At 62.4% G+C, this 26,506-nt stretch carries 20 protein-coding genes, 1 tRNA gene, 2 rRNA genes and 1 pseudogene; 15 read left to right on the top strand and 9 right to left on the bottom strand.

The features are described 5' to 3' along the window. Positions 1-98: 98 nt before the first annotated feature. Genes A0U93_RS16865 through A0U93_RS12920 form a run of 6 tightly spaced genes read left to right on the top strand, consistent with a single transcriptional unit; the run spans position 99 to position 4,096 of the window. Complete coding sequence (locus A0U93_RS16865; RefSeq protein ID WP_077807695.1) at positions 99-1,295, top strand: molybdopterin molybdotransferase MoeA; 1,197 nt, start codon at positions 99-101, stop codon at positions 1,293-1,295. Then, positions 1,285-2,313, top strand: a complete 1,029-nt coding sequence (gene moaA, locus A0U93_RS12940) for a GTP 3',8-cyclase MoaA (RefSeq protein ID WP_218029033.1) — start codon at positions 1,285-1,287, stop codon at positions 2,311-2,313. The genes A0U93_RS16865 and moaA overlap by 11 nt, the downstream gene beginning before the upstream one ends. A gap of 1 nt (position 2,314) precedes the next feature. Beyond that, a complete protein-coding gene (gene moaC, locus A0U93_RS12935) occupies positions 2,315-2,797 on the top strand; it encodes a cyclic pyranopterin monophosphate synthase MoaC (RefSeq protein ID WP_077807693.1) in 483 nt (160 codons plus the stop codon). Further along, positions 2,794-3,390: an NTP transferase domain-containing protein gene (locus A0U93_RS12930; RefSeq protein WP_077807692.1), complete on the top strand. Its 597-nt coding sequence runs from the start codon at positions 2,794-2,796 to the stop codon at positions 3,388-3,390. The genes moaC and A0U93_RS12930 overlap by 4 nt, the downstream gene beginning before the upstream one ends. After that, the gene (locus A0U93_RS12925) at positions 3,378-3,620 is read left to right on the top strand and encodes a MoaD/ThiS family protein (protein ID WP_077807691.1); all 243 of its coding nucleotides are present in this window, start codon (positions 3,378-3,380) and stop codon (positions 3,618-3,620) included. The genes A0U93_RS12930 and A0U93_RS12925 overlap by 13 nt, the downstream gene beginning before the upstream one ends. Then, entirely contained in the window at positions 3,617-4,096 is a 480-nt protein-coding gene (locus A0U93_RS12920; protein ID WP_077807690.1) for a molybdenum cofactor biosynthesis protein MoaE, read from the top strand. Before A0U93_RS12925 ends, A0U93_RS12920 begins: the two co-directional genes overlap by 4 nt. Before the next feature lie 3 nt (positions 4,097-4,099). Here A0U93_RS12920 and A0U93_RS12915 read toward each other — a convergent pair whose 3' ends face one another. Continuing rightward, positions 4,100-4,309, bottom strand: coding sequence for a TOBE domain-containing protein (locus A0U93_RS12915; protein ID WP_077808529.1), 210 nt, complete (start codon positions 4,307-4,309; stop codon positions 4,100-4,102). Positions 4,310-4,411: 102 nt separating this feature from the next. Between A0U93_RS12915 and A0U93_RS12910 the strand changes: the two genes are divergently transcribed. The 5 genes from A0U93_RS12910 (at position 4,412) to A0U93_RS12890 (ending at position 12,324) form a co-directional block, all read left to right on the top strand. Next, positions 4,412-5,653: an NTP transferase domain-containing protein gene (locus A0U93_RS12910; protein ID WP_169852768.1), complete on the top strand. Its 1,242-nt coding sequence runs from the start codon at positions 4,412-4,414 to the stop codon at positions 5,651-5,653. 201 nt (positions 5,654-5,854) lie between these two features. Continuing rightward, positions 5,855-8,008 (top strand): TonB-dependent receptor, encoded by a 2,154-nt coding sequence (locus A0U93_RS12905; RefSeq protein WP_077807688.1) that lies wholly within the window; start codon positions 5,855-5,857, stop codon positions 8,006-8,008. A gap of 174 nt (positions 8,009-8,182) precedes the next feature. Further along, on the top strand, positions 8,183-9,520 hold the full coding sequence (locus tag A0U93_RS12900) for a cytochrome c (protein ID WP_077807687.1): 1,338 nt from the start codon (positions 8,183-8,185) through the stop codon (positions 9,518-9,520). A gap of 28 nt (positions 9,521-9,548) precedes the next feature. Further along, positions 9,549-10,028 carry a (2Fe-2S)-binding protein gene (locus A0U93_RS12895; RefSeq protein ID WP_077807686.1) on the top strand — a complete coding sequence of 160 codons (480 nt, stop codon included), beginning with the start codon at positions 9,549-9,551 and terminating at the stop codon, positions 10,026-10,028. After that, positions 10,021-12,324, top strand: coding sequence for a xanthine dehydrogenase family protein molybdopterin-binding subunit (locus tag A0U93_RS12890; protein ID WP_077807685.1), 2,304 nt, complete (start codon positions 10,021-10,023; stop codon positions 12,322-12,324). The genes A0U93_RS12895 and A0U93_RS12890 overlap by 8 nt, the downstream gene beginning before the upstream one ends. Before the next feature lie 12 nt (positions 12,325-12,336). Here A0U93_RS12890 and sthA read toward each other — a convergent pair whose 3' ends face one another. The 3 genes from sthA to ssb all read right to left on the bottom strand — a co-directional run bounded on the left by sthA (position 12,337) and on the right by ssb (position 15,893). After that, positions 12,337-13,797 (bottom strand): Si-specific NAD(P)(+) transhydrogenase, encoded by a 1,461-nt coding sequence (gene sthA, locus A0U93_RS12885; RefSeq protein WP_077808528.1) that lies wholly within the window; start codon positions 13,795-13,797, stop codon positions 12,337-12,339. Between the two features lie 101 nt (positions 13,798-13,898). Beyond that, positions 13,899-15,320 (bottom strand): protein adenylyltransferase SelO, encoded by a 1,422-nt coding sequence (locus A0U93_RS12880; RefSeq protein ID WP_077807684.1) that lies wholly within the window; start codon positions 15,318-15,320, stop codon positions 13,899-13,901. Positions 15,321-15,383: 63 nt separating this feature from the next. After that, positions 15,384-15,893 carry a single-stranded DNA-binding protein gene (ssb, locus tag A0U93_RS12875; protein WP_077807683.1) on the bottom strand — a complete coding sequence of 170 codons (510 nt, stop codon included), beginning with the start codon at positions 15,891-15,893 and terminating at the stop codon, positions 15,384-15,386. 201 nt (positions 15,894-16,094) lie between these two features. Here ssb and A0U93_RS16860 point away from each other — a divergent pair. Next, positions 16,095-17,360, top strand: a pseudogene (locus A0U93_RS16860) (MFS transporter). Here the strand turns inward: A0U93_RS16860 and A0U93_RS12865 are convergent. Beyond that, positions 17,333-18,004, bottom strand: a complete 672-nt coding sequence (locus A0U93_RS12865; protein WP_077807682.1) for an arylesterase — start codon at positions 18,002-18,004, stop codon at positions 17,333-17,335. The pseudogene A0U93_RS16860 and the gene A0U93_RS12865 overlap by 28 nt on opposite strands. On the opposite strand from A0U93_RS12865, the gene A0U93_RS12860 reads away from it, so the two are divergent. The 3 genes from A0U93_RS12860 to A0U93_RS12850 all read left to right on the top strand — a co-directional run bounded on the left by A0U93_RS12860 (position 18,003) and on the right by A0U93_RS12850 (position 21,439). Then, positions 18,003-18,710 (top strand): ABC transporter ATP-binding protein, encoded by a 708-nt coding sequence (locus A0U93_RS12860; protein ID WP_077807681.1) that lies wholly within the window; start codon positions 18,003-18,005, stop codon positions 18,708-18,710. The genes A0U93_RS12865 and A0U93_RS12860 overlap by 2 nt on opposite strands. Next, on the top strand, positions 18,707-21,244 hold the full coding sequence (locus A0U93_RS12855; RefSeq protein WP_077807680.1) for an ABC transporter permease: 2,538 nt from the start codon (positions 18,707-18,709) through the stop codon (positions 21,242-21,244). The genes A0U93_RS12860 and A0U93_RS12855 overlap by 4 nt, the downstream gene beginning before the upstream one ends. Positions 21,245-21,362: 118 nt before the next feature. Then, a tRNA-Asp gene (locus A0U93_RS12850) sits at positions 21,363-21,439 on the top strand. Between the two features lie 71 nt (positions 21,440-21,510). Here the strand turns inward: A0U93_RS12850 and A0U93_RS12845 are convergent. The 4 genes from A0U93_RS12845 to A0U93_RS12830 form a co-directional block, all read right to left on the bottom strand. After that, entirely contained in the window at positions 21,511-22,272 is a 762-nt protein-coding gene (locus tag A0U93_RS12845; RefSeq protein ID WP_077807679.1) for an ABC transporter ATP-binding protein, read from the bottom strand. A gap of 2 nt (positions 22,273-22,274) precedes the next feature. Beyond that, positions 22,275-23,126: an ABC transporter permease gene (locus A0U93_RS12840; protein ID WP_245824893.1), complete on the bottom strand. Its 852-nt coding sequence runs from the start codon at positions 23,124-23,126 to the stop codon at positions 22,275-22,277. A gap of 405 nt (positions 23,127-23,531) precedes the next feature. After that, positions 23,532-23,646: ribosomal RNA gene (gene rrf, locus A0U93_RS12835) — 5S ribosomal RNA — on the bottom strand. Positions 23,647-23,763: 117 nt separating this feature from the next. Then, positions 23,764-26,502, bottom strand: a 23S ribosomal RNA gene (locus A0U93_RS12830). Positions 26,503-26,506 lie beyond the last annotated feature (4 nt).

The following is a 26,506-nucleotide window of genomic DNA, read 5'->3' as shown; positions in this document are numbered from 1 at the left end:
CACATCGAACACCTACTTATCGATCATCCCGCCATTCCATCGGCACAGGACACACCTATATTGTGCTCCGTTACAGCGTAGAGGCGATTTGTCGTTCGATGGCGGAATTATCAAGCGTAGCACAGGCGGAAACCATGATCCGGCAGAATGTCGGCGACTTCGGTGTCGACAAGGTGCTGCTGGGCCAGGCTTCAGGACGCATCCTGCGCCAGCGCGTCATGGCCGAACGCGACCAGCCGCCCTACGACCGGGTGATGATGGATGGCATCGCGATCCGCCATGGCGACGTCCGCTCGTTCCACATCCACGGCACGCAACGTGCCGGTGCGCCGGTCGGGCGCCTGGTTGCGGACGATTCTTGCCTGAACGTTACGACAGGCGCCATCCTGCCCGAAGGAAGCGATACCGTCGTCCCGATCGAGCGCCTGAGTCAGCAGAACGATCAGTTCAGCCTCGAACCGGGCTATACGCCGGAAGCAGGTCAATTCGTTCACGCCCGCGCCTCGGATTGCCGCACCGGGGACGTGCTGCTTGAACCGGGTATCCGCCTGAACGCACCAGCCCTCGCCGTTCTGGCGGCCAACGGCTATGCGCGCGTCGAGGTGGCGCGATCGCCAAGCATCGGAATCCTGTCGACCGGCGATGAACTCGTGCCGGTCGAGGGACCTGTGCAGGAATGGGAGATCCGCCGTTCCAACGAGCAGGCGCTGGCCGGCGCACTCCGCACGCGCGGCCTGACCGACATTCACATCGACTGGGCCGGCGACGATCTGGACGACACCATACGCGCGCTGGAGAAGGCGTTATCCGTTCATGACGTGCTCATCCTGAGCGGCGGCGTGTCGATGGGCAGTTTCGACTACGTGCCGCGCGCATTGGAGCGGCTTGGTGTCGAACGTATCTTCCACAAGATCGCACAGAGACCCGGAAAGCCGATGTGGTTCGGTATCGGTCGTCAGGGACAGCGCATTTTCGCGTTGCCGGGCAATCCCGTCTCCGCCCTGACATGCTGCATGCGCTATGTCGTGCCGTCGCTGCTCACCGCCATGGGTGCCAGGACGCCTGAGCGTTTCACGGTCATGCTCGATGCGGCCATACCACTCATTCCGACCCTGGCCCGTTTCGTGCCTGTGCGTCTGCGTCATGATGCGCGGGGATGCGCCTGCGTCTCGCCGCAACCGGCTTCCACGTCCGGTGATTTCAGCCATCTGGCAACAACCGACGGCTTCGTGGAACTGCCGCCCGGCGAGGGTAGCGCGTCTGCCGGAACGGCAGCGGTTTTCCATGGCTGGTGAGATGACGCCGCGCGACCGGTTGGGACGCCCCCTGCGGGATCTGCGGATTTCCGTCATGGATCGCTGCAATTTCCGCTGCCCCTATTGCATGCCGGAATCGACCTATCACGAGAATTTCCGCTTTCTTGCGGCCAACGAGCGACTGAGTTTCGACGAAATCGAACGCGTGGCGCGGATCGCTGCCGAGCTGGGTGTGACGAAACTGCGTCTGACCGGCGGTGAGCCTTTGCTCAGGCCGGACCTGCCCGTGCTGATTGCCCGTCTGGTTGGGCTGCCCGGCATCGAGGACGTCGCGCTGACGACCAATGGGGTGCTGCTCGCCCGGCAGGCTGAGGCATTAAAGGCCGCGGGACTGCATCGCGTAACGGTCAGCCTCGACAGCCTCGATCCGGAGACATTCGCCCGGCTGAGCGGCGGGCGCGCGCAACTCGACGCCGTCCTGGAAGGGATCGACGCCGCGGACGCCGCGGCATTCCCGGGCGGCATCAAGCTCAACACGGTGGTTCAGCGCGGGATCAACGATACCGGCGTTTTCGATCTTCTGGACCAATTCCGGCATCGCGACATCACCGTCCGTTTCATTGAATACATGGATGTCGGCAACCGCAACGGCTGGGTTCGGGACGAGGTCGTGTCATCACGCGAGTTGCGCGACCGTATCGATACGCGTTGGCCGCTCGAACCGCTGTCGCCGCGCTATCGTGGCGAAGTGGCGCGCCGCTATCGCTATGCCGACGGCGCGGGAGAGATCGGTTTCATCTCCTCCGTGAGCGCGCCATTCTGCGGCGATTGTTCGCGCGCGCGGCTTTCGTCGGACGGCCAGATCTATACCTGCCTTTTCGCCACCAAAGGCACCGACCTGCGCGCCGTGCTACGCGCCCAAGAAGACGACGCATCCCTGCGCGGGATTTTGTCGCAGGTCTGGCGCGAACGCGGCGACCGCTATAGTGAGGAGCGCGCCGAACGCCGCGCCGCGCATTCGGACGAGAAAATCGAAATGCATTATATTGGAGGCTGACATGGCAACGCTCACACATGTGGACGAAAACGGTCAGCAACCGCGCATGGTCGATGTCGGCGGCAAGGACATCACGGAACGGCAGGCCCACGCGCAGGCGCGGCTGCGTTTTCCGCCGGATGTCGCACGGATCCTGGCGGAAGCAGGCTTCATGACCGCCAAGGGCGCGGTGCTGACGGTCGCGCAGATCGCAGGCGTCATGGGCGTGAAGGCGACATCGACGCTCATCCCGCTATGCCACCCGCTGGCACTCAATGGCTGCAAGGTCGAGATCGCCATCGACGGCGATGAGGCGATCATCGATTGCCGCGTCAAATGCACCGGCAAAACCGGCGTCGAGATGGAAGCACTGACCGGCGCCTCGATCGCCGCCCTGACGATCTACGACATGTGCAAGGCGCTCTCGCATGACATGGTCATCCATGACGTGCGGTTGCTTGGTAAATCGGGCGGCAAACGCGATTTCGGGAGTAGCCCGTCATGAGCCCGCTTTACGGCCTCGTGCTGGCCGGCGGCGCCAGCACGCGCATGGGGCAGGACAAGGCGGCCTTGCATTACGGTGGCCGCACGCAACTCGCCAATGCCTTCGCGATGCTGGATCGGCATGTGGAACGCACCTTCGTCTCCGTGCGCAATACGCAGCAGAACGATCCCACGCGCGCGCCCTTTCCGCAGATCGTCGACAACGTAACGGCTGCGGGACCGGCCGTCGGCATCCTTTCGGCGCACGCCACGTATCCCGATGCCGCGTGGCTGGTGCTGGCCTGTGACCTGCCGATGCTGGACGACGCCACACTCGCAGCCCTGATCGCGGCACGCGACGAACAACACGTGGCCACGGCCTTCCGCAGCGAACATGACGGCCTGCCGGAGCCCCTTTGCACGATCTGGGAGCCGGGCGCGCTGGAGAAGCTGAAAAGCCAGGTCGACGGCGGTCGCTTTTGCCCCCGCAAATGTCTGCTCAATATCGATACGCTCATTCTGCCGCCACGCACGCCGGGCGCGCTCGACAATGTCAATACGCCGCAGGAGCGCGCCATCGCGCAGCGGTTTCTGGAGGATGCATGCCGCGCATAGAACTGGAGTATTTCGCCCAAATGCGGGAGCAGGCCGGCTGCCATCGTGAAACCCGCGACACGCAGGCCCTCTCCGCGGCGGCGCTTTATGACGAGCTGCGTGACATCCACCGCTTCACGCTGGAACCACGGAAGATGCGGGTCGCCATCAATGCCGCCTTCCGGCCGTGGGACCAGGTGCTCGCCGATGGCGACACCGTCGTTTTCATCCCGCCGGTGACGGGCGGATGAGCCGGTTCATCATGGCCGATGCGCCCGTCGATCTCGCGGCGCTGCGTGACGAATTGCACGTCTCCCGCGCCGGCGGCTACTGCGCTTTCGAAGGATGGGTTCGCGAAACCAACGAGGGCCGCGCCGTCAGTGGCCTCGATTATGAATCATATGAAGCCCTGGCCCTGAACGAAGGCGCGGCCATTCTGGCGGAAGCCCAGACGCGTTTCGAGATCAGCGATTCCATCGCCATGCATCGCACCGGCAGTCTCGATGTCGGCGACATTGCCGTCTGGATCGGCGTGTCCGCCCCCCATCGGGATGCGGCTTTCCGTGCGTGCCGCTACATTATCGACGAGATCAAGTTCCGCCTGCCGGTCTGGAAGAAAGAGCGCTATCTCGATGGCGATACCCAATGGGTCGCCTGCCATCACCTGCACCGCGATCACGACCATGCCCACGGCGCTCATGGCGCGCACGGACACGATCACGACTGAGGATCAGTCGTCGATGCCGACCATCACGCTCGATGCCTTGATGACCGCATAGGCTGTCTTCCCCACGGCCAGATCCAGTTCGGCCACGGCCTCGTTCGTGATCGCGCTGGTGATGACGGTACCGTTCACGTCAATGCGGATATGGGAGGTGGTGGCCCCCTTCACGATCTCCACGATGCGTCCCTTGAGCTGATTGCGTGCACTCAATTTCATTGCGTTTCTCCTTTTTCACGTTGGATATTCACGAATTGGCGACATAATGCTGAACGCCGCAACCCGAGAAGACGTTTTGATTCAGTTCAATGTGAGGCGCGTATGACACGGCGATTTTCCCATGACGCCGTTTTGCTTGGCGCAGGTGGCAGCGCGCGCCTGGGACAGCCGAAACAGGAACTGACCATCGACGGCGAACCGCTCTTGCGGCGAGCAGCCCGTCTTCTGGCGGAAACGAAGCCGACACGCCTTTTCGTCGTCCTCGGCGATCGCGGCATGGCGACCCATCTCAATGGCCTGAACGCGAACATCATCGAGAACCCCGACTGGCCACAGGGCCTGTCGACGTCCGTCCGATCGGCGGCACGTGCCATACAGTCCCATAAGACAACGCGCCCCGTGCTGTTCAGCGGCGTCGATCAGTGTCGCCTGCAACTCCCCCATCTGGACGCGTTGCTGAGGACCTGGGCGGGCACACGGGACGTCGTCACGCGCTACGATGCCGAAAGCTACGGCATTCCCGCGCTGATCTCGCGACACACGCTGGCGCAGGCCGATAACCTCACGGGTGATCGCGGCTTCGGCCAGATCTGGCAACAAGGCACCGAAAACCCGATTTTCGTGGACGCGCCGGAATTGGGTTTCGATCTCGACACGCCGGCGCAACTTGCCATCGCCATTCGTCATGGCTGGATCGATGGCCGCCGTCGAACGGCGACGGCTCGGGAAGATGTCCGTATTCCCGGACTGCGGGAACTGAAACAGGCTCGGGTCCGAACGAAGCTGATCGCCGAAGCCATGCATCTGTTCGCCGGACGCGGCTTCGAGGCCGTCACGGTTGATGAGATCGCCGCCGCCGCTGGCGTGTCCCGCCGCACGCTCTTCCGATATTTCGACACAAAAGGCGATATCGTCTTCGCCTGGGCGTCCACCATGACCGATGTCCTGCGGGAGACGATGGCACAAGCGGCACCGGACGAGCAGCCCGGCCCCGCAATGCGCCGGGCCTTCACAACGGTGATCAAGCGGATTGCACCGACAACGAAGGAATGCCTCGCGCTGGTGCGCCTGATCGAACAGTCGCCGGCCCTGCGGGTGCATAGCCTGCGCAAATACGCCGCATGGGAGGAAAGCATCATCGACGCCTGGCGTGACCGATTGCCCGCCAGCGACAACACCCATCTGGCGGCATCCGTTCTGGCACGCAGCAGCATCGCCGCTTTCCGCGCCGCACTGGAGGAGTGGCTGCGATGCGACGGGCGAACCGCACTCGCACCGCTTCTGGCCCGTACATTCGAGTTGCAGCGTGACATTTTTGACAAGGATCTACACTCGGTGTCATAATCACGTAAACGTGATATTGGCACTTTCCAAAGCGATAGTCCCGGTTTTATCTTTCCAGAACAACAACCTGCCTTTTGACAGTCCATGAAATAACTGGCCTTTTCCCCTTTCTCCGCCCTCTGGACATTTCGCCCCGGCATCTTCACCACGTCACCGACGCAATGTTTCGTCGCCGTTTCGGAGAATACCCAGAGCCGTGCCATGCCTCGCAAGTCACTGAAGAACCTTCTCCTGTCGACGACGCTGTTCGCCTTGCCGACGGCTCATGCACAGACGAAGCCGGCGAAAAAGCCGTTGGAACAGATCACTGTCCATGCACGCTCGGCAACGGGAACAGCCGCGCAATACAGCAAGACGGTGGCGACGCTCGGTCCGCTGGGGAATCGGCCGACCCTCAATACGCCCTTCTCCATCATGACCGTGACGCAGGACGTCATCGCCAATCAGCAGTCGCGCAACATCAACGATCTGGCGCAGTATATGCCATCGGTGCAGCTGGAAGAACGCGGCGATCCCAACACCAGCCGCCCGCAATCACGCGGGTTCGAAGCCGACGTGGTGGCCAATTCCCGCATGGACGGGCTCAATATGGTAATCACCACGCCATATGCTGCCGAGCAATTCGACAATCTTCAGGTTCTGAACGGTCTCTCCGGCGCACTTTACGGCCCCCAGAATCCTGCCGGTACATTCAGCTACACACTCAAGCGCCCGACCGACCGCCAGACGGAACGCTTCGTCGCCGGGGTGGATTCCATCGGCGCGCCACTGGAAAGTCTGGACGTGTCCGGTCGCGTCGGGCGACAGGGCTGGTTCGGTTATCGCCTGAACCTGCTTAATCAGCAGGGCACGAGCTTCGTTCAGGGGTCGCATTTACGGCGCGATCTCGTCAGCGGAGATTTCGACATCCATCTGTCGCCGAAAACCGTCATCCAGATCGATGCAAGTCAATACAGCTTCGCGGAGCGCGGCTACCCGGGACAGTTCTCTTACAAAACCGGCCTGCAGCTTCCAAATGCACCGGATCTGAGCAAGCAGGGCTACGGACAGCCCTATGCCGGTTTCAACATGGAAACCAATACGGCACTGGCGAAAATCATCCATCATTTCAACGATGACTGGAGCCTGACGCTCGGCGGCCTTTACCAGAATGCCTATCGTCAGGTCTTCACGACCGCCAACACGTTGCAGAATGACGAAGGGCTCTACAGCACCACGATCAATGCAGCCGCCACAGCCAAAAACTTCAAGGTCGGCAGCAACCTCGCTTACCTGAACGGGCGCTTCCGCACGGGCCCGCTGCGCCATGAGATCACGCTCGGCACCAACGGCTATATCATGGGCAACTACAATCCCACGCAGGGAGAGTCGTTTCTTCTCGGGTCCGGCGTGCTCGGCAATCCACCCCGATTGTCCGGCGAACAGCCCTATTTCTCCGGCAATTACAAATCCGCAACGACCGCGGAGCAGTCGCTGATCGCCGGCGACACGATCTGGTTGGACCAGCACTGGGCGATCATGGGCACGCTGGCTTGGGGCTGGCTCAGCGAGAACAATTTCAACAAGAACAATGTCAGGACATCGACCTATACACGCAATGCTGCGTTCAGCCCGATGACCAGCCTGATCTACAAGGTCAATGCCCGTCAGAGCGCCTATTTCACCTGGGGGCGCAGCATCGAGGCCGGCCCGACCGCGCCGGACAACGTCGTCAACGCCAATCAGGTTCTGGCGCCGCTACGCTCCGAGGAATGGGAAGTCGGGTACAAATACCAGTTCGACAACGGGCTTCAACTCAACGTCGATGGCTTCCGCATGACGCGGCCCTATGGCTACACCGATCCGGCAACACACGTGTTCGGCACGTTCGGCAATCAGCGCAACTACGGCGTGGAGTTCCAGGCCGCCGGCAGCATCACCAAGTCCCTCAGCGTCCTGGGCGGCATGACGTGGATGGATGCGGAACTGGGCGATACCAGCACGATGGCGACCTCGCATAAGGAAGTGGTGGGGGCCCCGCCAATCCAGGCCAACGTGCTTCTCGACTATCACCCGGCCTGGGCGAAGGGTGCCGCCGTCAACGCCAATGTCCATTACACCGGCCGACGTGCCGCGGACGTGCAGAACCTGACATTCGCCGATTCGTACGTCACGCTCGATCTGGGCGCGCGCTACGCCACAAGGGTCTATAAGGAACCGATCGTCTTTCGTTTCGGTGTCAATAACGTGACGAACCAAAGTTACTGGGCGTCCATATATCCGAACAATATCAATGGCGGAAACGCGAGCGCCACCAATGCGGCGGTCGCGGGCCTGCCACGCACCTACCATTTCACGATGGAAATTGACTTCTGAACATAATGCAATTGATTATCAAACACTTTGTGAGGTCTGATACGGCGAGTTAACCGTGGGATTACCTTCGGGTTATTGTTCTGGATCAAAAGCCGCGCAGAATTGTTTTTGCGCGGGCGATCTGTCATGTCGTGACATATGGTGACAGATTCTTCGCATCGCTCGTCGAGCAGAATGACGCTTATCAAGCGCGTCGTAGGGGCCGTCGTCGGTCTGGGTGTCGTTGGCGGTGTCGGCTTTCTCGCCTACGCCTGGTATCCCTCCATCGCCCCGGTCAGTCCTCCTGCGGCGTCATCCTTCTCGCCGGAGGCCATTCATCGCGGCCAGCTGGTCGCCGCGGCAGGATACTGCGCGGAATGCCATACCCGCACCGATAACGGCGGCGGTCCGCGCATGGCGGGCGACTACAAGATGGAAACGCCGTTCGGCGACATCTTCTCGTCCAACATCACGCCCGATCCGGAGACCGGCATCGGCAACTGGTCGGAAGCGGCCTTCAAGCGCGCGATGAATCTCGGCATCGCCCGCGACGGCAGCCAACTCTATCCGGCCTTTCCCTTCGATCACTTCACGAAGGTGAGCGATCAGGACGTTTCGGACCTCTACGCCTATCTCATGAGCCAGCCGGCCATCCACCGTGCGCCGCGCGAAAACACCGTGCCCTTCCCGATTAACATCCGCCTGATCGGACAGGGCTTCTGGAAGCTGCTGTTCTTCTCGCCGGGTCGTTACAGGAATGATCCGGCCCACGATGCCGAATGGAACCGGGGCGCTTACCTTGCCGAAGGCGACGCGCATTGCGGCGCCTGCCATACGCCCCGCAACGCGCTGGGCGCGGAAAAGAAAAGCGCACTCTACGACGGCAACGTGATCGACGGCTGGATCGCACCACCACTGAACGAGCACAATCCGACGCCGGTCGTCTGGACCGAGGACGAACTCTTCAAATACCTCCGCCATGGCGTTGCGCCGCTGCATGGTTCGGCCGCCGGACCGATGAACCCGATTCCGCACGAGTTCCTGTCGGAACTTCCGGAATCGGACGTTCGCGCGATCGCCCATTACTACGCGGATGTCGACCATGCCGCGCAGCGTGAAGGCCAGAATCAGGCGGCGGTCGCCACGGCCATGGATCGCTCGAAAGCCAATCTGATCGGCCCGCAGACCGACCCGGATGCCCGCCTCTATCAGGGTGCCTGTGCCGCATGCCATTACAATGCCGGTCCGGCACCCGTACCGGGCCGTCCGGAACTGGCGTTGAACAATGCACTCTGGCTGGATGAGCCGAACAACCTGTTCATGGTGATGCTGCATGGCATCGGCGCCAGGGAAGGCCAGGACGGCATCGCGATGCCGAGCTTCTATACGGGCCTCAGCGACCATGACATGGCACGGATCGCGGCTTATCTGCGCCGCACCCGCACGAACCTGCCGCCTTGGACGGACCTGGAAAAGAAGGCCGCCAAGATGCGCGCCACCCTGAAACCCCCGCCGATCAATGCCTCGCATTGATCGCGCCGCGAAAGCCAGGGGATAAGAGATGACCATCAAATTCGAACTTAACGGAAAGCCGGTTTCGGTCGATGCGCCCGACGACACCCCACTGCTCTGGGTATTGCGCGACGATCTCGACCTGACCGGCACCAAATTCGGCTGCGGCATCGGTGAATGCGGCGCCTGCACCGTGCATATCGGTGGTCGCGCGACGCGTTCCTGCATCACGCCGCTCTCGTCGATCGAAGGGGCGAGCGTCACGACGATCGAAGGGCTCGATCCGAACGGCGCACACCCCGTGCAGGTCGCGTGGCGCGATCTTCAGGTGCCGCAATGCGGTTACTGCCAGTCCGGCCAGATCATGCAGGCAGCCAGCCTCTTGAAAGACTATCCGAACCCGACGGATGAGGAAATCGACGGCGTGATGGGCGGCAGCCTCTGTCGCTGCATGACCTACATCCGCATTCGCAAAGCCATCAAGGAAGCCGCCGCGGCCGCTTCCGGCCAGGAGCCGTCGCATGGGTAAGCTCGAACGCATCGCCGCGCGACAGGACGGTCGCGCGGGGCTCTCGCGCCGCGGCTTTCTGCTGACAGCCGCCGGCGCGGGCTTCATGTTCGGCTTCGCGCGCAAGGCCGCCGCCTCCGAAGTCTTTCCGTCCGCCATCCCCGGCGGCGGCCTCTTCGAGCCGAACATCTGGTGCGCCATCGCGCCGGACGGCACGGTGAACGTCAATATCATCCGCGCTGAAATGGGCCAGCATGTCGGCACCGCCCTCGCCCGCATCATCGCGGACGAGATGGAAGCCGACTGGAGCAAGGTGAAGATCACGCAGGTCGACACCGATCCGAAATGGGGCCTGATGGTGACCGGCGGCTCGTGGTCCGTCTGGATGACATGGGATGTGTTCCGTCAGGCTGGCGCTGCCGCGCGCACGGTGATGATCGAGGAAGGCGCCAGGCTGCTCGGCACCACGCCGGGTGCCTGCTCGGCCCGCAACGGCATGGTGACGGCGAACGGCAAGAGCATCGCCTATGGCGACATCGTGGCGAAGGCGAACCCGACCCGTCAGTTCACACCCGAAGAGATGGCCAGGCTGCCGCTCAAGCCGGCCAGTGAGCGCCGTCTGATCGGTCAGCCCGTGGCGGCGCTGGACATCCCGGCGAAAACGGACGGCTCGGCGATCTACGGTATCGACGCCAAGATCGACGGCATGGTCTACGCCCGACCGAAGATGCCGCCGACGCGCTATGGCACGAAAGTGCTTTCCGTCGACGACACCGACGCGAAAAAGGTTCCCGGCTATATCCGGCACGTCGTGTTGCAGGACCCGTCCAACATCGTGCCCGGCTGGGTCATGGTCGTCGCCAAGACCTACCCGGCCGCGATCAGGGCAACGGACGCGCTCAAGGTCACCTGGTCGCCGGGCGAGACGCATACCGTCACCGAGGCGGAAATCATCGATCACGGGCGCCAGCTCATCGCCAGGACCGACGGCGGCACGTATGTGTTCGACGACAAGGGCACGCAGGACGCGCTGAACGGCGCGGCGCGCCATATCGAATACGATTACACCTGCGCCTCGGTCGCGCACTACCAGCTTGAGCCTCTCAATGCGATCGCGCGCCGCGTCGATGGCGTGTGGGAGATTCATACGGGCAACCAGTGGCAGTCGCTCGTCCTGCCGCAACTCGCCGATGCCCTCCAGGTGCCCAAGGAACAGATCGTCATGCGGACGTATCTGCTCGGCGGCGGTTTCGGGCGACGTCTGAACGGCGATTATGCGGTTCCGGCGGCCCTGACCTCGAAAGCGCTCGACGGCGCGCCGGTCAAGATGATCCTGACGCGATCGGACGACATGGCGTTCGACTCCATCCGCTCCCCCTCCATCCAGCGCATCCGCGTTGGCCTGGACCACGACAACAGGATCGTCGGCATGCGCTACGATGCGGCGGCAGGCTGGCCGACGCAGGTCATGGCCGCGGCCTTCATGTCAAAGGGCACGGACGGCAAGCCCTACGATCAGTTCGCCATCGCCGGCGCCGATCACTGGTACGATACCGGCCCGACGCAGGTGCGCGCGATCAGCAACGATCTGGCCAATGCGACCTTCCGCCCTGGCTGGCTACGTTCCGTCAGCGCCGGTTGGACGCCATGGGCGCTCGAATCGTTTATCGACGAAGTCGCGCATGACCTGAAGCAGGATGCCGTCGCCTTCCGCCTCTCCCTGTTCACGGCCACCGGGCGCAACGCCGGGCAGGCGCCGGATTCGACCGGCGGCGCGAAGCGCCAGGCCGCTGTCGTGCAGCATCTGGCGGACAAGATCGGCTGGGGCAAGACGCAGCTTCCCGCCGACACCGCGCTGGGCATGGCCACCAGCTTCGGGCAGGAACGCGGCATGCCGACATGGACGGCAGGCGCGGCGCAGGTGCATGTGGACCGCAAAACCGGCGTCGTGACATGCCAGAAAATCTGGCTGGTGATCGATGCCGGCACGATCGTCGATCCCGGCGGCGCGCTGGCGCAGACGGAAGGCGCGGCGCTCTGGGGCCTGAGCATGGCGTTGTTCGAGGGGTCGGAAATCGTGGGGGGCACGATCCGCGACCGTAACCTCGATACCTATACGCCGCTGCGTATCGCGGATGTGCCGGACATGGACATCGAGTTCGTGCAGAGCACCGAGAAGCCGATGGGGCTCGGCGAACCGGGCGTGACGGTCATCGCACCAGCGATCGGCAATGCCATCTTCAATGCCGTGGGTGTTCGCCTGCGCCATCTTCCCATCCGCCCGCAGGCGGTGCTGGCCGCACTCGGCCAGAGCTGAACGAACAGTCGTCTAAGTTGGCGTGGCTGCCGCGACAGGGGCTGCCACGCCAACGTTAGACGATACCGTTTCGACACGCGGCGTGATCCGGTTCCAGGCATCGAGCGCCGCAATCTTGTAGGCTTCGGCAAGCGTCGGATAGTTGAACGTGGCATCGATGAAGTAATCGAGCGACCCACCGAGATTCAGCACGGCCTGGCCGATATGGATAAGTTCCGTCGCGCCTTCGCCAACGATATGCACGCCCAGCAACTTGCGCGTTTCCAGCGACACGATGAGTTTGAGCAATCCACCCTGGATGCCCATGATCGTTCCGCGCGAGGTCTCGCGGAAGCGTGCGATGCCGCATTCGTAGGGAATGCCTTCGGCGCGCACCGCCTCCTCGCTCTTTCCGACGGTTGAAATCTCCGGCACGGAATAAATGCCGTAAGGGAAAAACTCCGGTGCTGGCGGCACCGACTGTCCACACGCATGACACGCGGCGATCCGACCCTGCTCCAGCGATGTCGAAGCAAGAGAAGGGAAGCCGATCACATCGCCCGTGGCATAGATATGCGGCACCGATGTCTGGAACGTGTGCGGATCGACCCGCAGCCGTCCCCGCGAATCCGTCGTCAGCCCGCACGCCGCAAGATCGAGCTGATCGGTCGCGCCGGTGCGACCTGCGGTATAAAGCAGCATGTCCGCCCGGACGCGCCGCCCGCCATCCAGTATCGCGACCGGCTGTCGCCCCTCCATCTGGATAGCGTCGAGTTTGGCACCGAGACGGAACATCATCCCGCGGTCACGGAGCTGGTGCATGAAGTCCGCGACCAGTTCGCGATCGACGAAATCGAGAATATTCTCTCGCGGCTCGATGATCGTGACGCGGATATCCAGCGCGCTGAAGATCGTGGCATATTCAATGCCGATCACGCCACCGCCGACGACGGTCAGCGAACGCGGCAGGTTATCGAGTGCGATGATGCCGTCGCTGTCGAGCACCACCGACTCATCGAACGGGATGTCGTGGGGCCTGTAAGGATGCGTTCCCACCGCAATGACGATCTTGTCTGCCGTCACCCGGCGGGAATCGCCCGCGCTCGTCAGGACATCAATCTCGTGCGGTGCAATGAAACGCGCCAGCCCATGTTCGACGGTCACGTTATTGCGCGCGAACTGATGCTCCAGCACCTCGACCTCGTAATCGAGCGTCTTGGCCAGTCGGGCGCGCAGATCGGCCGCGGTGATATCCTGCTTGACCCGATACATCGAACCATAGAAGCCGCGTTCCCGCCAGCCGGTGAGGTTCAGCACCGTCTCCCGCAATGTCTTGGACGGAATGGTGCCGCTATGCAGCGAAACGCCCCCGACACGCGGCAGCTTGTCCACAACCAGCACGGATCGACCGAACTTTGCCGCCTGAACGGCGGCCCGTCGGCCCGAGGGGCCACTGCCGATCACGACCAGATCGTATTGCCGTTTGTTGGTCATGCGCATGCTCCCCGCCTCGACACGCGTGGCAGCCTAAGCAGCGACCACTCAGTCCGTCATAATGACATCGCGGCCGCGATAGTTCGCACACATCCGCGCTATCACGTTCCGCAGAACGTTTCCCAGACACGTTCTTCCGGCCGTGGCGGCGAGGCATGGGCAGCATCGTCGTCGAAAGGATGCGTCACGGCCGCCAGCATAGCCTCGAAGGGGCCGAAATCCCCTGTTTCAGCCGCCGAGATCACCGCTTCGATCCGGTGGTTACGCGGGATGACGACCGGATTGACGAAGCGCATCGCGGCTTGCGCCGCATCCATGCTGTCCTCCCGCGCCACGCGGTCCCGCCAGCGGGCATGCCACGACCCGAAACCGGGCATGGCATCGTGCGCAAGCGCACCTTCGCTCAACTGACGGAAGCTCAGGGTGAAATCCGCCTTTTCCGCCGCCAGAAGCGTGAGCCAGTCGACAATCAGGGCGTGATCCTCTTCCCGTTCGGCACGCAAACCGAGCTTCGCACGAAAATGCCGGTCATAGGCATGGCCATAGCGCGTCGGGAACGCCATCAGGATTTCCTGCGCTTTTCCAACCGCGACATCGGCATCGCCATCCATCAACGGCAGGAGCGTTTCCGCCAGACGTGCCAGATTCCATTGCGCGATACGCGGTTGATTATCGTAGGCGTAGCGACCGCCCTGATCGATCGAACTGAAGACCTTCCGTGGGTCGTATTCATCGAGGAAGGCACAGGGACCATAGTCGATCGTCTCGCCTGAAACCGTCATGTTGTCGGTATTCATGACACCATGAATAAAGCCGAGACTCATCCAGTGGGCAATCAGTTCGGCCTGCGCCGAGACGACGGCATCGAAAAAGGCAAGATACCGATCCGGCCGCCCGATCAATTCCGGATAATGCCGCTCGAGTGCGAAGTCGGCCAGTTGCCGGATCGCGTCATCGTCGCCGCGAAGAGCGAAAAACTGAAATGTCCCCACGCGGATATGGCTGCTGGCCACCCGCGTGAGGATCGCACCTGGCTGCAACGTTGCCCGCACGACCGTCTCGCCCGTTGAGACAGCCGCCAATGCGCGTGTCGTCGGCACGCCGAAAGCGGCCATCGCTTCGCTGACCAGATATTCACGCAGAACCGGGCCGAGTGCCGCACGCCCATCGCCCCGGCGGGAAAACGGTGTGCGTCCCGCGCCTTTCATCTGGATTTCGAACGGCTTGCCGCGCTCGTCGACACCGTCGCCCAGAAGCAGGGCGCGGCCATCTCCCAACTGGGGAACCAGATGTCCGAACTGATGCCCGGCATACGCCGTGGCCACAGGATTGATCCCGTCCGGAAAGCGATTGCCTGCGAGGAAGGCGACACCCTCAGGACCGGACAGCCAAATCGGATCGAGGCCCAGGCTTCGGGCCAGAGCCGTGTTCAGCTTCACCAGCCGGGGCGCCTTGACGGGCTGCAAGACCGCTGGCGCGGAGAAATGCTGCGGCAGGGCCGCATAGTGATTGGCCAGTTGCATGCGCCACCCTTTTTCACATGATCGTCAGGCAATCACCGAGACGGCGGGATCCTGTTCCGGAAATCAGAACGGGATTTCGTCATCCAGATCGCCGCCGGGTGCATCCCAGCCGCCCGAACCACCCGAGCCGCCGCGCGATGGTGCATTGCCACCACCACGGGGGGCATTCAGCTGCCGCGGCGGGCTGTCGTAACCGCCTCCCGCATCGCTCTCACCGCCCCGGTTGCTGTCGATCAGCACCAGATCGCCACGGAAACGGTCGATGACGACTTCCGTCGTGAACCGCTCCTGCCCGGACTGATCGGTCCATTTTCGGGTCTGCAACTGTCCTTCGATATAGACCTTGCGACCCTTGCGAAGAAAACGTTCCGCCACATCCGCAACGCGCTCGTTGAAAATGACGACACGATGCCACTCCGTGCGCTCGCGTTTCTCGCCTGAATTGCGGTCGTTCCAGGTTTCGCTGGTTGCCACCGTCAGATTGACGATCTTCGTGCCGGTCTGCGCATTTCGCACTTCCGGATCCTTGCCCAGATTGCCGATCAGGATGACTTTATTGACGCTTCCGGCCATAGTTTCTTGGTTCCGCTTGGAGCTGACAAACCACGCAGTCTAAAGCATCTGCTTTCATATGGCCATGCCCGTCCATGGTTCGTTCCCGATCGGGCACACGCATTTCTGATCGTCACATGACCGATCTGCAATCTCCCGCTTGACGTTCAAGGCTGAAATCCGTGGGAAAGGCGGCAGGGTGTGAGCAACTTGCGATGGGTCATGATCGGGCTCTGTTTTGCGGCCAATGTCATCAACTTCCTTGACCGCGCCAACCTCGCCGTTGCCGTTCCGCACATTCAGCAGGACCTTGGCCTCTCCCCGGCGCTGACCGGGCTCGCGCTCAGCGCGTTCTTCTGGACCTATGCCCTGATGCAGGTACCGGTCGGCTGGCTGCTCGACCGGCTCGGCGCGCGGCGGGTCCTCGCGGGAGCCGTGGGATGGTGGTCGCTTTTCACCGCTACCACCGCTTTCGTCACCGGCCTGCCGAGCCTCCTGGGCGCACGCCTCCTTCTGGGCGTCGGGGAAGCCGGCGCCCTGCCCGGCTTCGCGAAGGTGGTCTATAACTGGTTTCCGCGTGCGGAGCGCGCATTGGCCAGCAGCATCTTCGACAGCGGATCACGCGTTGGGTCCGCCCTGGCGCTTCCCGTCGTCGCATGGCTTGTGGCTACCGTGGGCTGACGGCACTCCTTCCTCTGGACAGGCGGAATCGGCTTTCTCTGGGTCGTCGTCTGGCTATGGCTTTACCGGGATCCAAAGGATCATCCGCGTCTGTCCCCCGCGGCGAGACATGCCCTGATGGCCGCACAGGGCACGCCCGAAAATGCCTCGCACCCCGCCCTGTCACTGGGGCAACTGCTGCGTTACCGCACGATCTGGGGCATGATGCTGGGGTTCTTCTGCCTGAACTTCACCATCTATTTCTTCATCACATGGTTTCCGACCTATCTTGCGCAGGCGCTGCATTTCTCCCTCTCGGACATGAAGCGCTATGCGATGATCCCGGCGCTGATCGCCATCCCCTTCGGCTGGCTCGGCGGCTGGACCTCGGACACCATGATCCGCCGCGGGATCAGCGCCACGGTGGCGCGCAAGAGTTGCCTCGTCGGCGGCATGCTGACGTCCTGCGTCATCGCCTTCGCCACCATGACGACCAACACGGTCGTGGCGCTCGGGCTCATGAGCGTTTCCTATTCGGCGCTGGCCTTCACCGCCGCGAATGTCTGGGCGCTGCCCGGCGAGGTCGCGCCGTCCCCCGGTAATGTCGCCTCCATCGGCGCCTTGCAGAATTTCGCGGCCAATCTGGCGGGGATCGGCATCTCGACCTTCACCGGTGTCATGTTGAGCCTCACACGCGGCTCATTCGTCATACCACTGGGCATCGCCGGTGCATTATGCGTGCTGGGTGCCTTGTCATTCCTGCTGATCGTAGGGCCTGTGGAAACCCTGCCGTCAGCGGCCTATCGCGACCGGGCGGCACGAGCCTGATCCAGCAACCGCTCGATCTGCGGCACCAACCGCGCCACGATCGCCTGCACGCCGGCGGCATTGGCATGCATGCGATCGCCCTGCTGCAAATTCGGGTGCCCGGCAACGCCGTCGAGAAAGAACGGATCCCACATGATGCCCGGCGTCCACGCCAATCCATCGAACGCCGCCCTGAACCGCGCGCCGTATTCCGGCCCCATGTTCGGCGGCGCTAGCATCCCGCTCAGCAGAACCGGTATATGCGCCTGCCGCAGCCGATCGAGAATCGCGCGGATATGATCCTGCATCAGTTGAGGGTCCAAGCCCCGCAATCCGTCGTTGCCGCCCAGTTCCACGATGGCGGCGTCCGGCCTGTCGCCCAGCACCCAGTCCAGCCGCGCCAGCGCATCGGCGCTGGTATCGCCGGACACTCCGCCGTCGAGCACGGTGACATCATCGTGCCGCGCATCCAGCGCCCGTTGCAGTTGCGGCACGAAACCCCGATCATGCGGCAGGCCGTAACCGGCCGTCAGCGAATCTCCCAGCGCCAGCAACTTCAATGGCGCGGCCTGCGCTGAACAGGACAGGGCCGCCGTCACGGCGACAGCGACACCCCAATGTCGCCAACACAACAGACGTCGAAAACAACGGTGGACATCAGGCATGGCGGTTATCGAAACTCCTCGGACATCACACTCCCAACACAATGACGCCGTTATCGTTCAGGACGCCACCCTGAAGATCCCCCGCCGCGGCACCGAACCACTAACCATTCTCGATGACGTCTCGCTGCGTGTGCCATCCGGCGAGGCCACGGGCATCATTGGCCCGTCCGGTTCCGGCAAGACATCGCTGATGATGCTGATGGGCGGCCTCGAACGCCCGACATCGGGCCGCATCGTGGTGGACGGCACCGATATCGGCCAGCTTTCGGAGAACGACCGTGCGCGCTTCCGGCAGGCGCGCATCGGCATCGTGTTCCAGTCCTTTCATCTTCTGCCGACGATGACAGCCCTTCAGAACGTCATGGTGCCGCTCGAACTCGCGGGGATCGACCGTGCCGCCGACCGCGCGCATGCCGCGCTGGTCTCGGTCGGACTGGATCAACGCGCCACGCACCGTCCCGCCGAGCTGTCAGGCGGGGAACAGCAGCGCGTGGCCCTCGCCCGTGCCGTGGTCACGCAACCCCGCCTTATTCTGGCGGACGAGCCGACAGGCAACCTCGACCCGGAAACCGGTGCCCATGTCATGGCGCTGCTGTTCGACCTGCGCGCCAAACTCGGCACCACACTGGTCCTGGTGACGCATGACATGAACCTCGCCGCGCGCTGCGACCGACGGCTGACCATGCGCGCGGGGCGTCTCGCATGACGAACTGGCGCATGGCGGCGCGACTGGCCTGGCGTGACCTGCGGGGTGCCGCGCTGGGCGGCATGGGCATCGCTCTGGCCTGTCTCATGATCGGCGTGGCGGCCATCGCTGCCGTCGGTGGCATGCGGGCCTCGGTGCAGGACGGCATCGACGCACAACGCCGCGCGATGCTCGGTGGCGACCTGGCCATCGAGAGCAAGGACCCGCTGCCGGACGGGTTGCGCCGGTTCCTCGTAGCAGGCGGCGCCAGCGTTTCCCGGCAGATCGCCCTGCGTTCCATGCTTTACAAGGCCGATTCAGATCGTCCGGGCGACCGCCTGCTCGTCGATCTTCACGGCGTCGATTCCGCATGGCCTCTGGCGGGCGACGCACCGCTTTCGCCGGCCATGCCGCTTGCCCGTGCGCTGTCGCCACAGAGCGCCATCGCCGAACCCATGGTGCTGACGCGCCTGCATCTTCGGGCCGGAGACCGGGTCCGGATCGGCAATCGCGCCCTGACCCTCCGCGCGGCCCTGACCACCGTCCCCGATGCCGGGAGCATCACGCTCGCGCCGCGCGTCACGGTGCCGATCGATGACCTGCAGCAGGCCGGGCTGCTTTCGGCCGGCGTGCTGGCGACCTGGACGCTGCATGCCGCCTGGCCGGGCGATGATGCGCAACGTCAGGCCCGCGCCATGGCCGTGGAGCACGATCTGGCGCAGCGCTTCCCCGGCGCGGGCTGGCGACTGCGCGATATCCGCGATGCCTCTCCCGGCCTCTCGCGCATGGTCGACCAGACCGCGCAATTCCTCACGCTCCTGGGACTGACCGCCCTGCTGCTGGGCGGACTCGGGGTTTCCGCCGGTGTTTCGGCCTGGATGATGAGCCGCCGCCGCCTGATCGGCGTCCTGTCCAGCCTCGGCGCATCATCGGCGCTGATCGCCCGTATCATCGGGTTGCAGATCGGTGTCCTGTGCTTCGGCGGAATCGCAATGGGCGTGGTTCTGGGGGTTCTGTGCGCGTGGATCGGCCTTTCGCTGGCGTCCGGCCTGCTCGGCGTCGGGCCGGATATCGCGGCGATGCTGCTCTCTGCCGCGCGGGCCTCCTGGATCGGCATTCTCACGGCACTCGTCTTCACCATCGGCCCCATCCTGCGCGGCCTGCGCGTGCCACCCGCCACGCTGTTTCGTGATCTCCCCGGCAGCGAAGGCGGGCCGCGCATATGGCCATGGACGGTCGGCGCGGCGGCGCTTCTGTTCGCCGTCATTGTTCTGACGGCTGGCGACCGTCGCCTGACAGCCGGTTTCGCGCTGACGCTCCTGCCGACGCTTGCGTTCCTGCTGGCGCTGGGGCGCCTGCTACGCTGGAGCGCCGCGTGGCTGGCCGTGCGTATGCGCCATGGCGGCGTGATGCGGCTGGGCGTGGCAATGCTCGCCCGGCAAGGTGCCGGTGCGTCCCGGCTCGTTCTGGGTCTGGGCGCTGGACTATGCGGCCTTGCCACGATCTGGCTGGTCGAGGGGGCGCTGATCGACCAGTTCTCCCGCGCGGTGCCGGAAGGTGCGCCGTCGTTCTATTTCATCGATATCCAGCCCGCCGATCTCTCCCGTTTCCAGATGATCCTGCGCAGCATGCCGAGCATGCGTGGCGAGGCGGATCTGCCTTCCCTGCGCACGCGCGTCATGCGCCTCAACGACACATCCGCCGAAAACGCGCCGGCGACACCACGCACGCAATGGGCGCTCAAGGGCGATCATGGGCTCACGATCATGGGCGCCCGTCCGGACGACATTCGCCTGACGGCCGGGCAATGGTGGTCCGCCGATTACGACGGGCCGCCGCTTCTTTCCCTCGATGCCGGGTTGGCGGCGGGCTGGCATGTCGGCGTGGGCGATCATCTGACGCTCAACGTGCTCGGTCGCGACATCGACTTCCGCATCGCCAACCTGCGGCAGGTCGCATGGCAATCCCTGCGCATGAACTTCGCCTTCGTCGCATCGCCGGGCCTTCTTTCCCATGCCCCGCATACGATGGTGGCCACGGTCCGCACGGATGGCGATCCGACGCACGACGCCGACATTCTGGCAGCGGTGACCGATGCGCTACCGGGCGCTACCGGCATTCGTGTGGCAGATGTTCTGGCCACGCTGGCCGCCATGGTGCGCCGCCTCAGCATCGCCCTCACGGCGATGGCTCTGGTTCTTCTGGTGTCCGGCCTGCTGGTGCTTTGCGCAACCCTGCTGGCGGAGCGTCCCCGTCGGAGGCAGGACGCCGCGATCCTGCGTGCGCTCGGCGCGTCAGATACCCAACTGCGCCTCATCTGGCTGGTGGAATTTACCGGGGTGGGCGCTCTGACGGGTCTGGGTGCCGTCATCGGCGGCATAACGCTTGCCACTATCGCCATGCGGCTTCTGCTCAATGCACCGCTCCCCTTCATGCCATTACGATTGCTCGCGGTGATCGTCGGCGCGCTGGCGCTGATGTTCGTCGTCGGCCTGCTGTCGCTGCGGGAATCCCTGCGTGCCCGCCCGGCCGCGCTGCTCCGCGGGTCGTCGTAAAAAAAATCATTTTCCCCTGTTGCCATCACGGACGCGTGCTGGTAGTTCCCCTCTCACCGAAGGCGAGGCGCTTCACCGCCCTGCCAGACGGTCGCCAGAGCCGCTTGAAACGGCTTATGCGGGTGTAGCTCAGTTGGTTAGAGCGCCGGCCTGTCACGCCGGAGGTCGCGGGTTCGAGCCCCGTCACTCGCGCCACTTTTTCTCCGAAAAAATGGTGTGCTAACGATGCGGGTCGTGCCCGCTCCGTGTTGCGCGATCATGCATCCTCAGGCTGCGAGATACGCCGCTAGAACGTCATCGGGCGTGCCGTCCATGCGGATCATGCCGTTATCCAGCCAGATCACGCGCGTGCACCAGCGACACATGATGTCCGGCTGATGCGTCGACACCACAAGAATCTCGGTCCGCTCGACCAGCGCCGCCAGCCGATGCTGCGCCTTTTCCATGAAACTGGCATCGCCTGCCATGAACCACTCGTCCATCAACAGAACCTGCGGTGTGATCGCCGTCGCCAGACCGAAAGCAAGGCGCACCAGCATGCCGGCACTGTAGGTCTTCATCGGCATGTCCATGAAATCGCCGAGATTGGCGAAGTCCTCGACATTATGCTCGATATCCTGCACGTCCGCCCGTGCCAGACCGAAGAACCGGCATCTCAGGCCGATATTCTCCCGGCCGGTCAGTTCGATATTCATGCCAAGATTGGGATCGAGCAGCGTGCCGAGCAAACCCTGTATCTGCACCCGCCCGGCAATCGGCTCGTAGATACCGGCCATCGCACGCAGCAGTGTTGTTTTGCCGGCGCCGTTGCCGCCGATCAGTCCCAGCCGGTCACCCGGCCGCAACTGGAAATCGATTCCCCTCAGAACGTTCACCACGATACGCGCCCGCGCGTCGCGCGCCAGATGCGCCGAAGGACCGCTCCGCCAGCCGGATACTGCCTCGGCCATGCTGTGCTTCAGGGAGCGGCTCGCACCATGGTAGAGGGGGAAACTGATATGCAGATTTCGAACGTCGATCGCGGCCATGGTCAGACCCAGTAGGCAATGCGCGCCCGGAAACGCGCGAAAACAACAAGGGCGATACCCCACAACACGGCGCTGTGCGCGAGGGCGGCATACCAGATCGACGGGCGAAGACTTTCACCCAGCAAAGGCCCGCGCAGGATCTCGATGATCGGATAGAACGGATCGAGCAGCAGGTATTGTCGCCCGGCATAGATCAGGTCGGGCTGCCAGATCACTGGCGTCACGAAAAAGAATATCTGCATCAGGGATGCAACGATCGGAGGCGTATCGCGAAAGCGCGCGCCCAGCAGGCCCAAAAGCGTCGCGACCGCCATGCTGTCGAACAGCCACAGAAGCAGCACAGGCGCTAGCACCCAGAGATGGCGCGGCCAGACGTGATAGAGCGTGAACACGACGGCAATCACCACGATATTGTGCAGCAACACCAACGTGTTGCGAATGATGGCGCGCAGCACGTGCATCGTCACCGGCATCCGCATGGCATGCATCAGCCCCGCGCTCTGGGTGAAGATCATCGGTGCCTCGTTGATCGTCGCACTCATATAGGCCCAGAGAACGAGCGACAGCGAAAGGAAAGGCAGATAGCGCGACAGGTTCATGTGAAACAGTTCGGCGTAGAGCAGCCCCAGCGCGCCGACCATGACGGCCGTGGAGATCGTCAGCCAGAACGGCCCCAGCATGGAGCCCCGATACCGCAGCTTGATATCCAGCCACCCCAGCGACATCGCAAGCGGCAGGAGCGCAAAACCAGCGCGCACATCGCCGAATGCCGCCTTCATGGCGCTGGTGCCGTGTAACGGCATCAGATCGAGCATCGGCTCGCTCAACGTGGCGGCGCGCGGCATTCCCGTCATCGGCTGCACAGTTCCTTTCAGAATATCAAGGGCAAGGCTCTAGCGGTTTGCTTCCCTCCATCCAAGGGCTCGTGCGTCGGCCATGACCGGATTTTCAGGTAGCGCTGATATTTTTCGTCACGATCCTCCAAATGCCATTGTTTTAGGCATGCGGACCAACGTCAGTTTTCAATGGCGATTGTTTTATGACCATGAGAAGCCCATATCGCTCTGACGATGGAAGAAGGAGCGCTCCAACCGTGAGATTCGGCCTTGGGGACCTGTTCATGCTGGGTTTCGTACTGTTTTGCTATGGCATCGGCCCGGCCTTGACGGCCTGGATCATTCGCAAATGCGATGACGTATAAAAAAAGCCTTTGTTCCATATTATCGGAACAAAGGCTTTTTCATTGGGTAGTTCAGGGGACCTGGCGGCGACCGACTTTTCCGCATCTTGAGATGCAGTATCATAGGCGCTGGGGCGTTTCACGGCCGAGTTCGGGAAGGGATCGGGTGGAAGTCTCCCGCCATGGCCACCAGGTCTTCTGAACCACCCTTTTTGGGGGTGGGATAGGTTGGTGATGGGTTGTGTGTGTGTGTTGCGTGGATGACTGCTGTGCATGTGTGTGCCTACCGTCACGCTGTGGTGAGGAGGCGTTGTGTGAGCGATAGGGGCGATTAGGACCGGTTAGCTGCGCGCATTACTGCGCTTCCACACCCGGCCTATTGACGTGCTGGTCTTGCACGGCCCTGTGAGACCTCGTTTTGAGGTGGGTTTCCCGCTTAGATGCTTTCAGCGGTTATCCCGTCCATACTTAGCTACCCGGCTGTGCCGCTGGCGCGACAACCGGTGCACCAGAGGTATGTTCATCCCGGTCCTCTCGTACTAGGGACAAATCCTCTCAAGTCTCATACACCCACGGCAGATAGGGACCGAACTGTCTCACGACGTTCTAAACCCAGCTCACGTACCACTTTAATCGGCGAACAGCCGAACCCTTGGGACCTGCTCCAGCCCCAGGATGTGATGAGCCGACATCGAGGTGCCAAACCTCCCCGTCGATGTGGACTCTTGGGGGAGATCAGCCTGTTATCCCTAGAGTACCTTTTATCCGTTGAGCGATGGCCCGTCCACGTGGGACCACCGGATCACTATGGCCGACTTTCGTCTCTGCTCGAGCTGTCACTCTCGCAGTCAGGCGGGCTTATGCCATTGCACTCAACAGTCGATGTCCGACCGACCTGAGCCCACCATCGCGCGCCTCCGTTACACTTTGGGAGGCGACCGCCCCAGTCAAACTGCCCACCATGCAGGGTCCCGGACCAGGCTAGACTGGTCTCGGTTAGACATCAGAAAAATTCAGGGTGGTATTTCAAGGATGGCTCCACCGGAACTGGCGCCCCGGTTTCAAAGCCTCCCACCTATCCTACACAGAATGTCTCTGATGCCACTGCAAAGCTGCAGTAAAGGTTCATAGGGTCTTTCCGTCTGACCGCGGGTACCCCGCATCTTCACGGGGAATTCAATTTCGCTGAGCCGATGCTGGAGACAGCGGGGAAGTCGTTACGCCATTCGTGCAGGTCGGAACTTACCCGACAAGGAATTTCGCTACCTTAGGACCGTTATAGTTACGGCCGCCGTTTACCGGGGCTTCAATTCAATGCTTGCACATCTCCTCTTAACCTTCCGGCACCGGGCAGGCGTCAGGCCGTATACGTCGTCTCTCGACTTCGCACAGCCCTGTGTTTTTACTAAACAGTCGCTACCCCCTGGTCTGTGCCACCCGGTCATGGTTGCCCACGATCGGGTCTCGTTTATCCCGAAGTTACACGAGCAATTTGCCTAGTTCCTTCAGCATCGTTCTCTCAAGCGCCTTGGTATACTCTACCAGTCCACCTGTGTCGGTTTCGGGTACGGTCTATACGCCAGAGCTATTTCCCGGAATGCGCCAAAAGCCTGATCAATCCAATAAGACCAGACAACATCTTGCATTCGTCACTTCTGGCAGGCCCAGTAATATTCAACTGGTTCCCATCGACTACGGCTCTCGCCCTCGCCTTAGGGGCCGGCTCACCCTGCGTGGATTAACCTTGCGCAGGAACCCTTGGACTTTCGGCGACAGTGTTTCTCGCACTGTTTGTCGCTACTCATGTCAGCATTCGCACTTCCGATATCTCCAGAGAGGGTCACCCCGTCTCCTTCGCAGACCTACGGAACGCTCCGCTACCGCGCATTCAAAGAATGCACCCACAGCTTCGGCACGTGGCTTGAGCCCCGTTACATTTTCGGCGCAGGGTTTCTATTAGACCAGTGAGCTATTACGCTTTCTTTAAAGGATGGCTGCTTCTAAGCCAACCTCCTGGTTGTTTTGGAATCCCCACATCCTTTCCCACTTAGCCACGATTTGGGGGCCTTAGCTGGTGGTCTGGGCTGTTTCCCTCTCGACAATGGACCTTAGCACCCACTGTCTGTCTGTCTGGCTCATACTCCTCGGTATTCGGAGTTTGGTTAGGTTTGGTAAGGCTTTGGGCCCCCCTAGCCCATCCAGTGCTCTACCCCCGAGGGCAATACCAGACGATCTACCTCAATAGATTTCGCGGAGAACCAGCTATCTCCGAGTTTGATTGGCCTTTCACCCCTAGCCACAGCTCATCCCCGACTTTTTCAACAGGCGTGGGTTCGGCCCTCCAGTGCGTGTTACCGCACCTTCAGCCTGGCCATGGCTAGATCACTCGGTTTCGGGTCTTCTGCCAGCAACTCATGCGCCCTATTCAGACTCGCTTTCGCTACGCCTACACCTAACGGCTTAAGCTCGCTGCAAACAGAAACTCGCTGACCCATTATACAAAAGGTACGCCGTCACCCCATAAGAGGCTCCGACTGCTTGTAGGCATCCGGTTTCAGGTCTCTTTCACTCCCCTCATCGGGGTGCTTTTCACCTTTCCCTCACGGTACTTGTTCGCTATCGGTCACCAGGGAGTATTTAGGCTTGGAGGGTGGTCCCCCCATGTTCAGACAGGGTTTCACGTGCCCCGCCCTACTCAAATCCCAATCAAGACACTACGCATACGGGGCTATCACCCACTATCGCCGGACTTTCCAGACCGTTCTGCTTCTTCCTGATCAGGCATTGGCCTGCTCCGCGTTCGCTCGCCACTACTAGCGGAATCTCTGTTGATGTCTTTTCCTCCAGGTACTGAGATGTTTCAGTTCCCCGGGTTCGCCTCATGCACCTATGTATTCAGTGCATGATCCTCATTGCTGAGGGGGTTGCCCCATTCGGATATCCACGGATCAAAGCCTGCTCGCGGCTCCCCGTGGCTTTTCGCAGCGTGCCACGTCCTTCATCGCCTCCTGGTGCCAAGGCATCCACCGAATGCCCTTCTCATGCTCACACACC

Origin of the sequence: Neoasaia chiangmaiensis, from assembly GCF_002005465.1 — a bacterium.
GTDB lineage: Bacteria > Pseudomonadota > Alphaproteobacteria > Acetobacterales > Acetobacteraceae > Neoasaia > Neoasaia chiangmaiensis.
The sequence above is the reverse complement of the archived record's forward strand: the minus strand, read 5'-3'. Positions and strand labels throughout refer to the sequence as shown.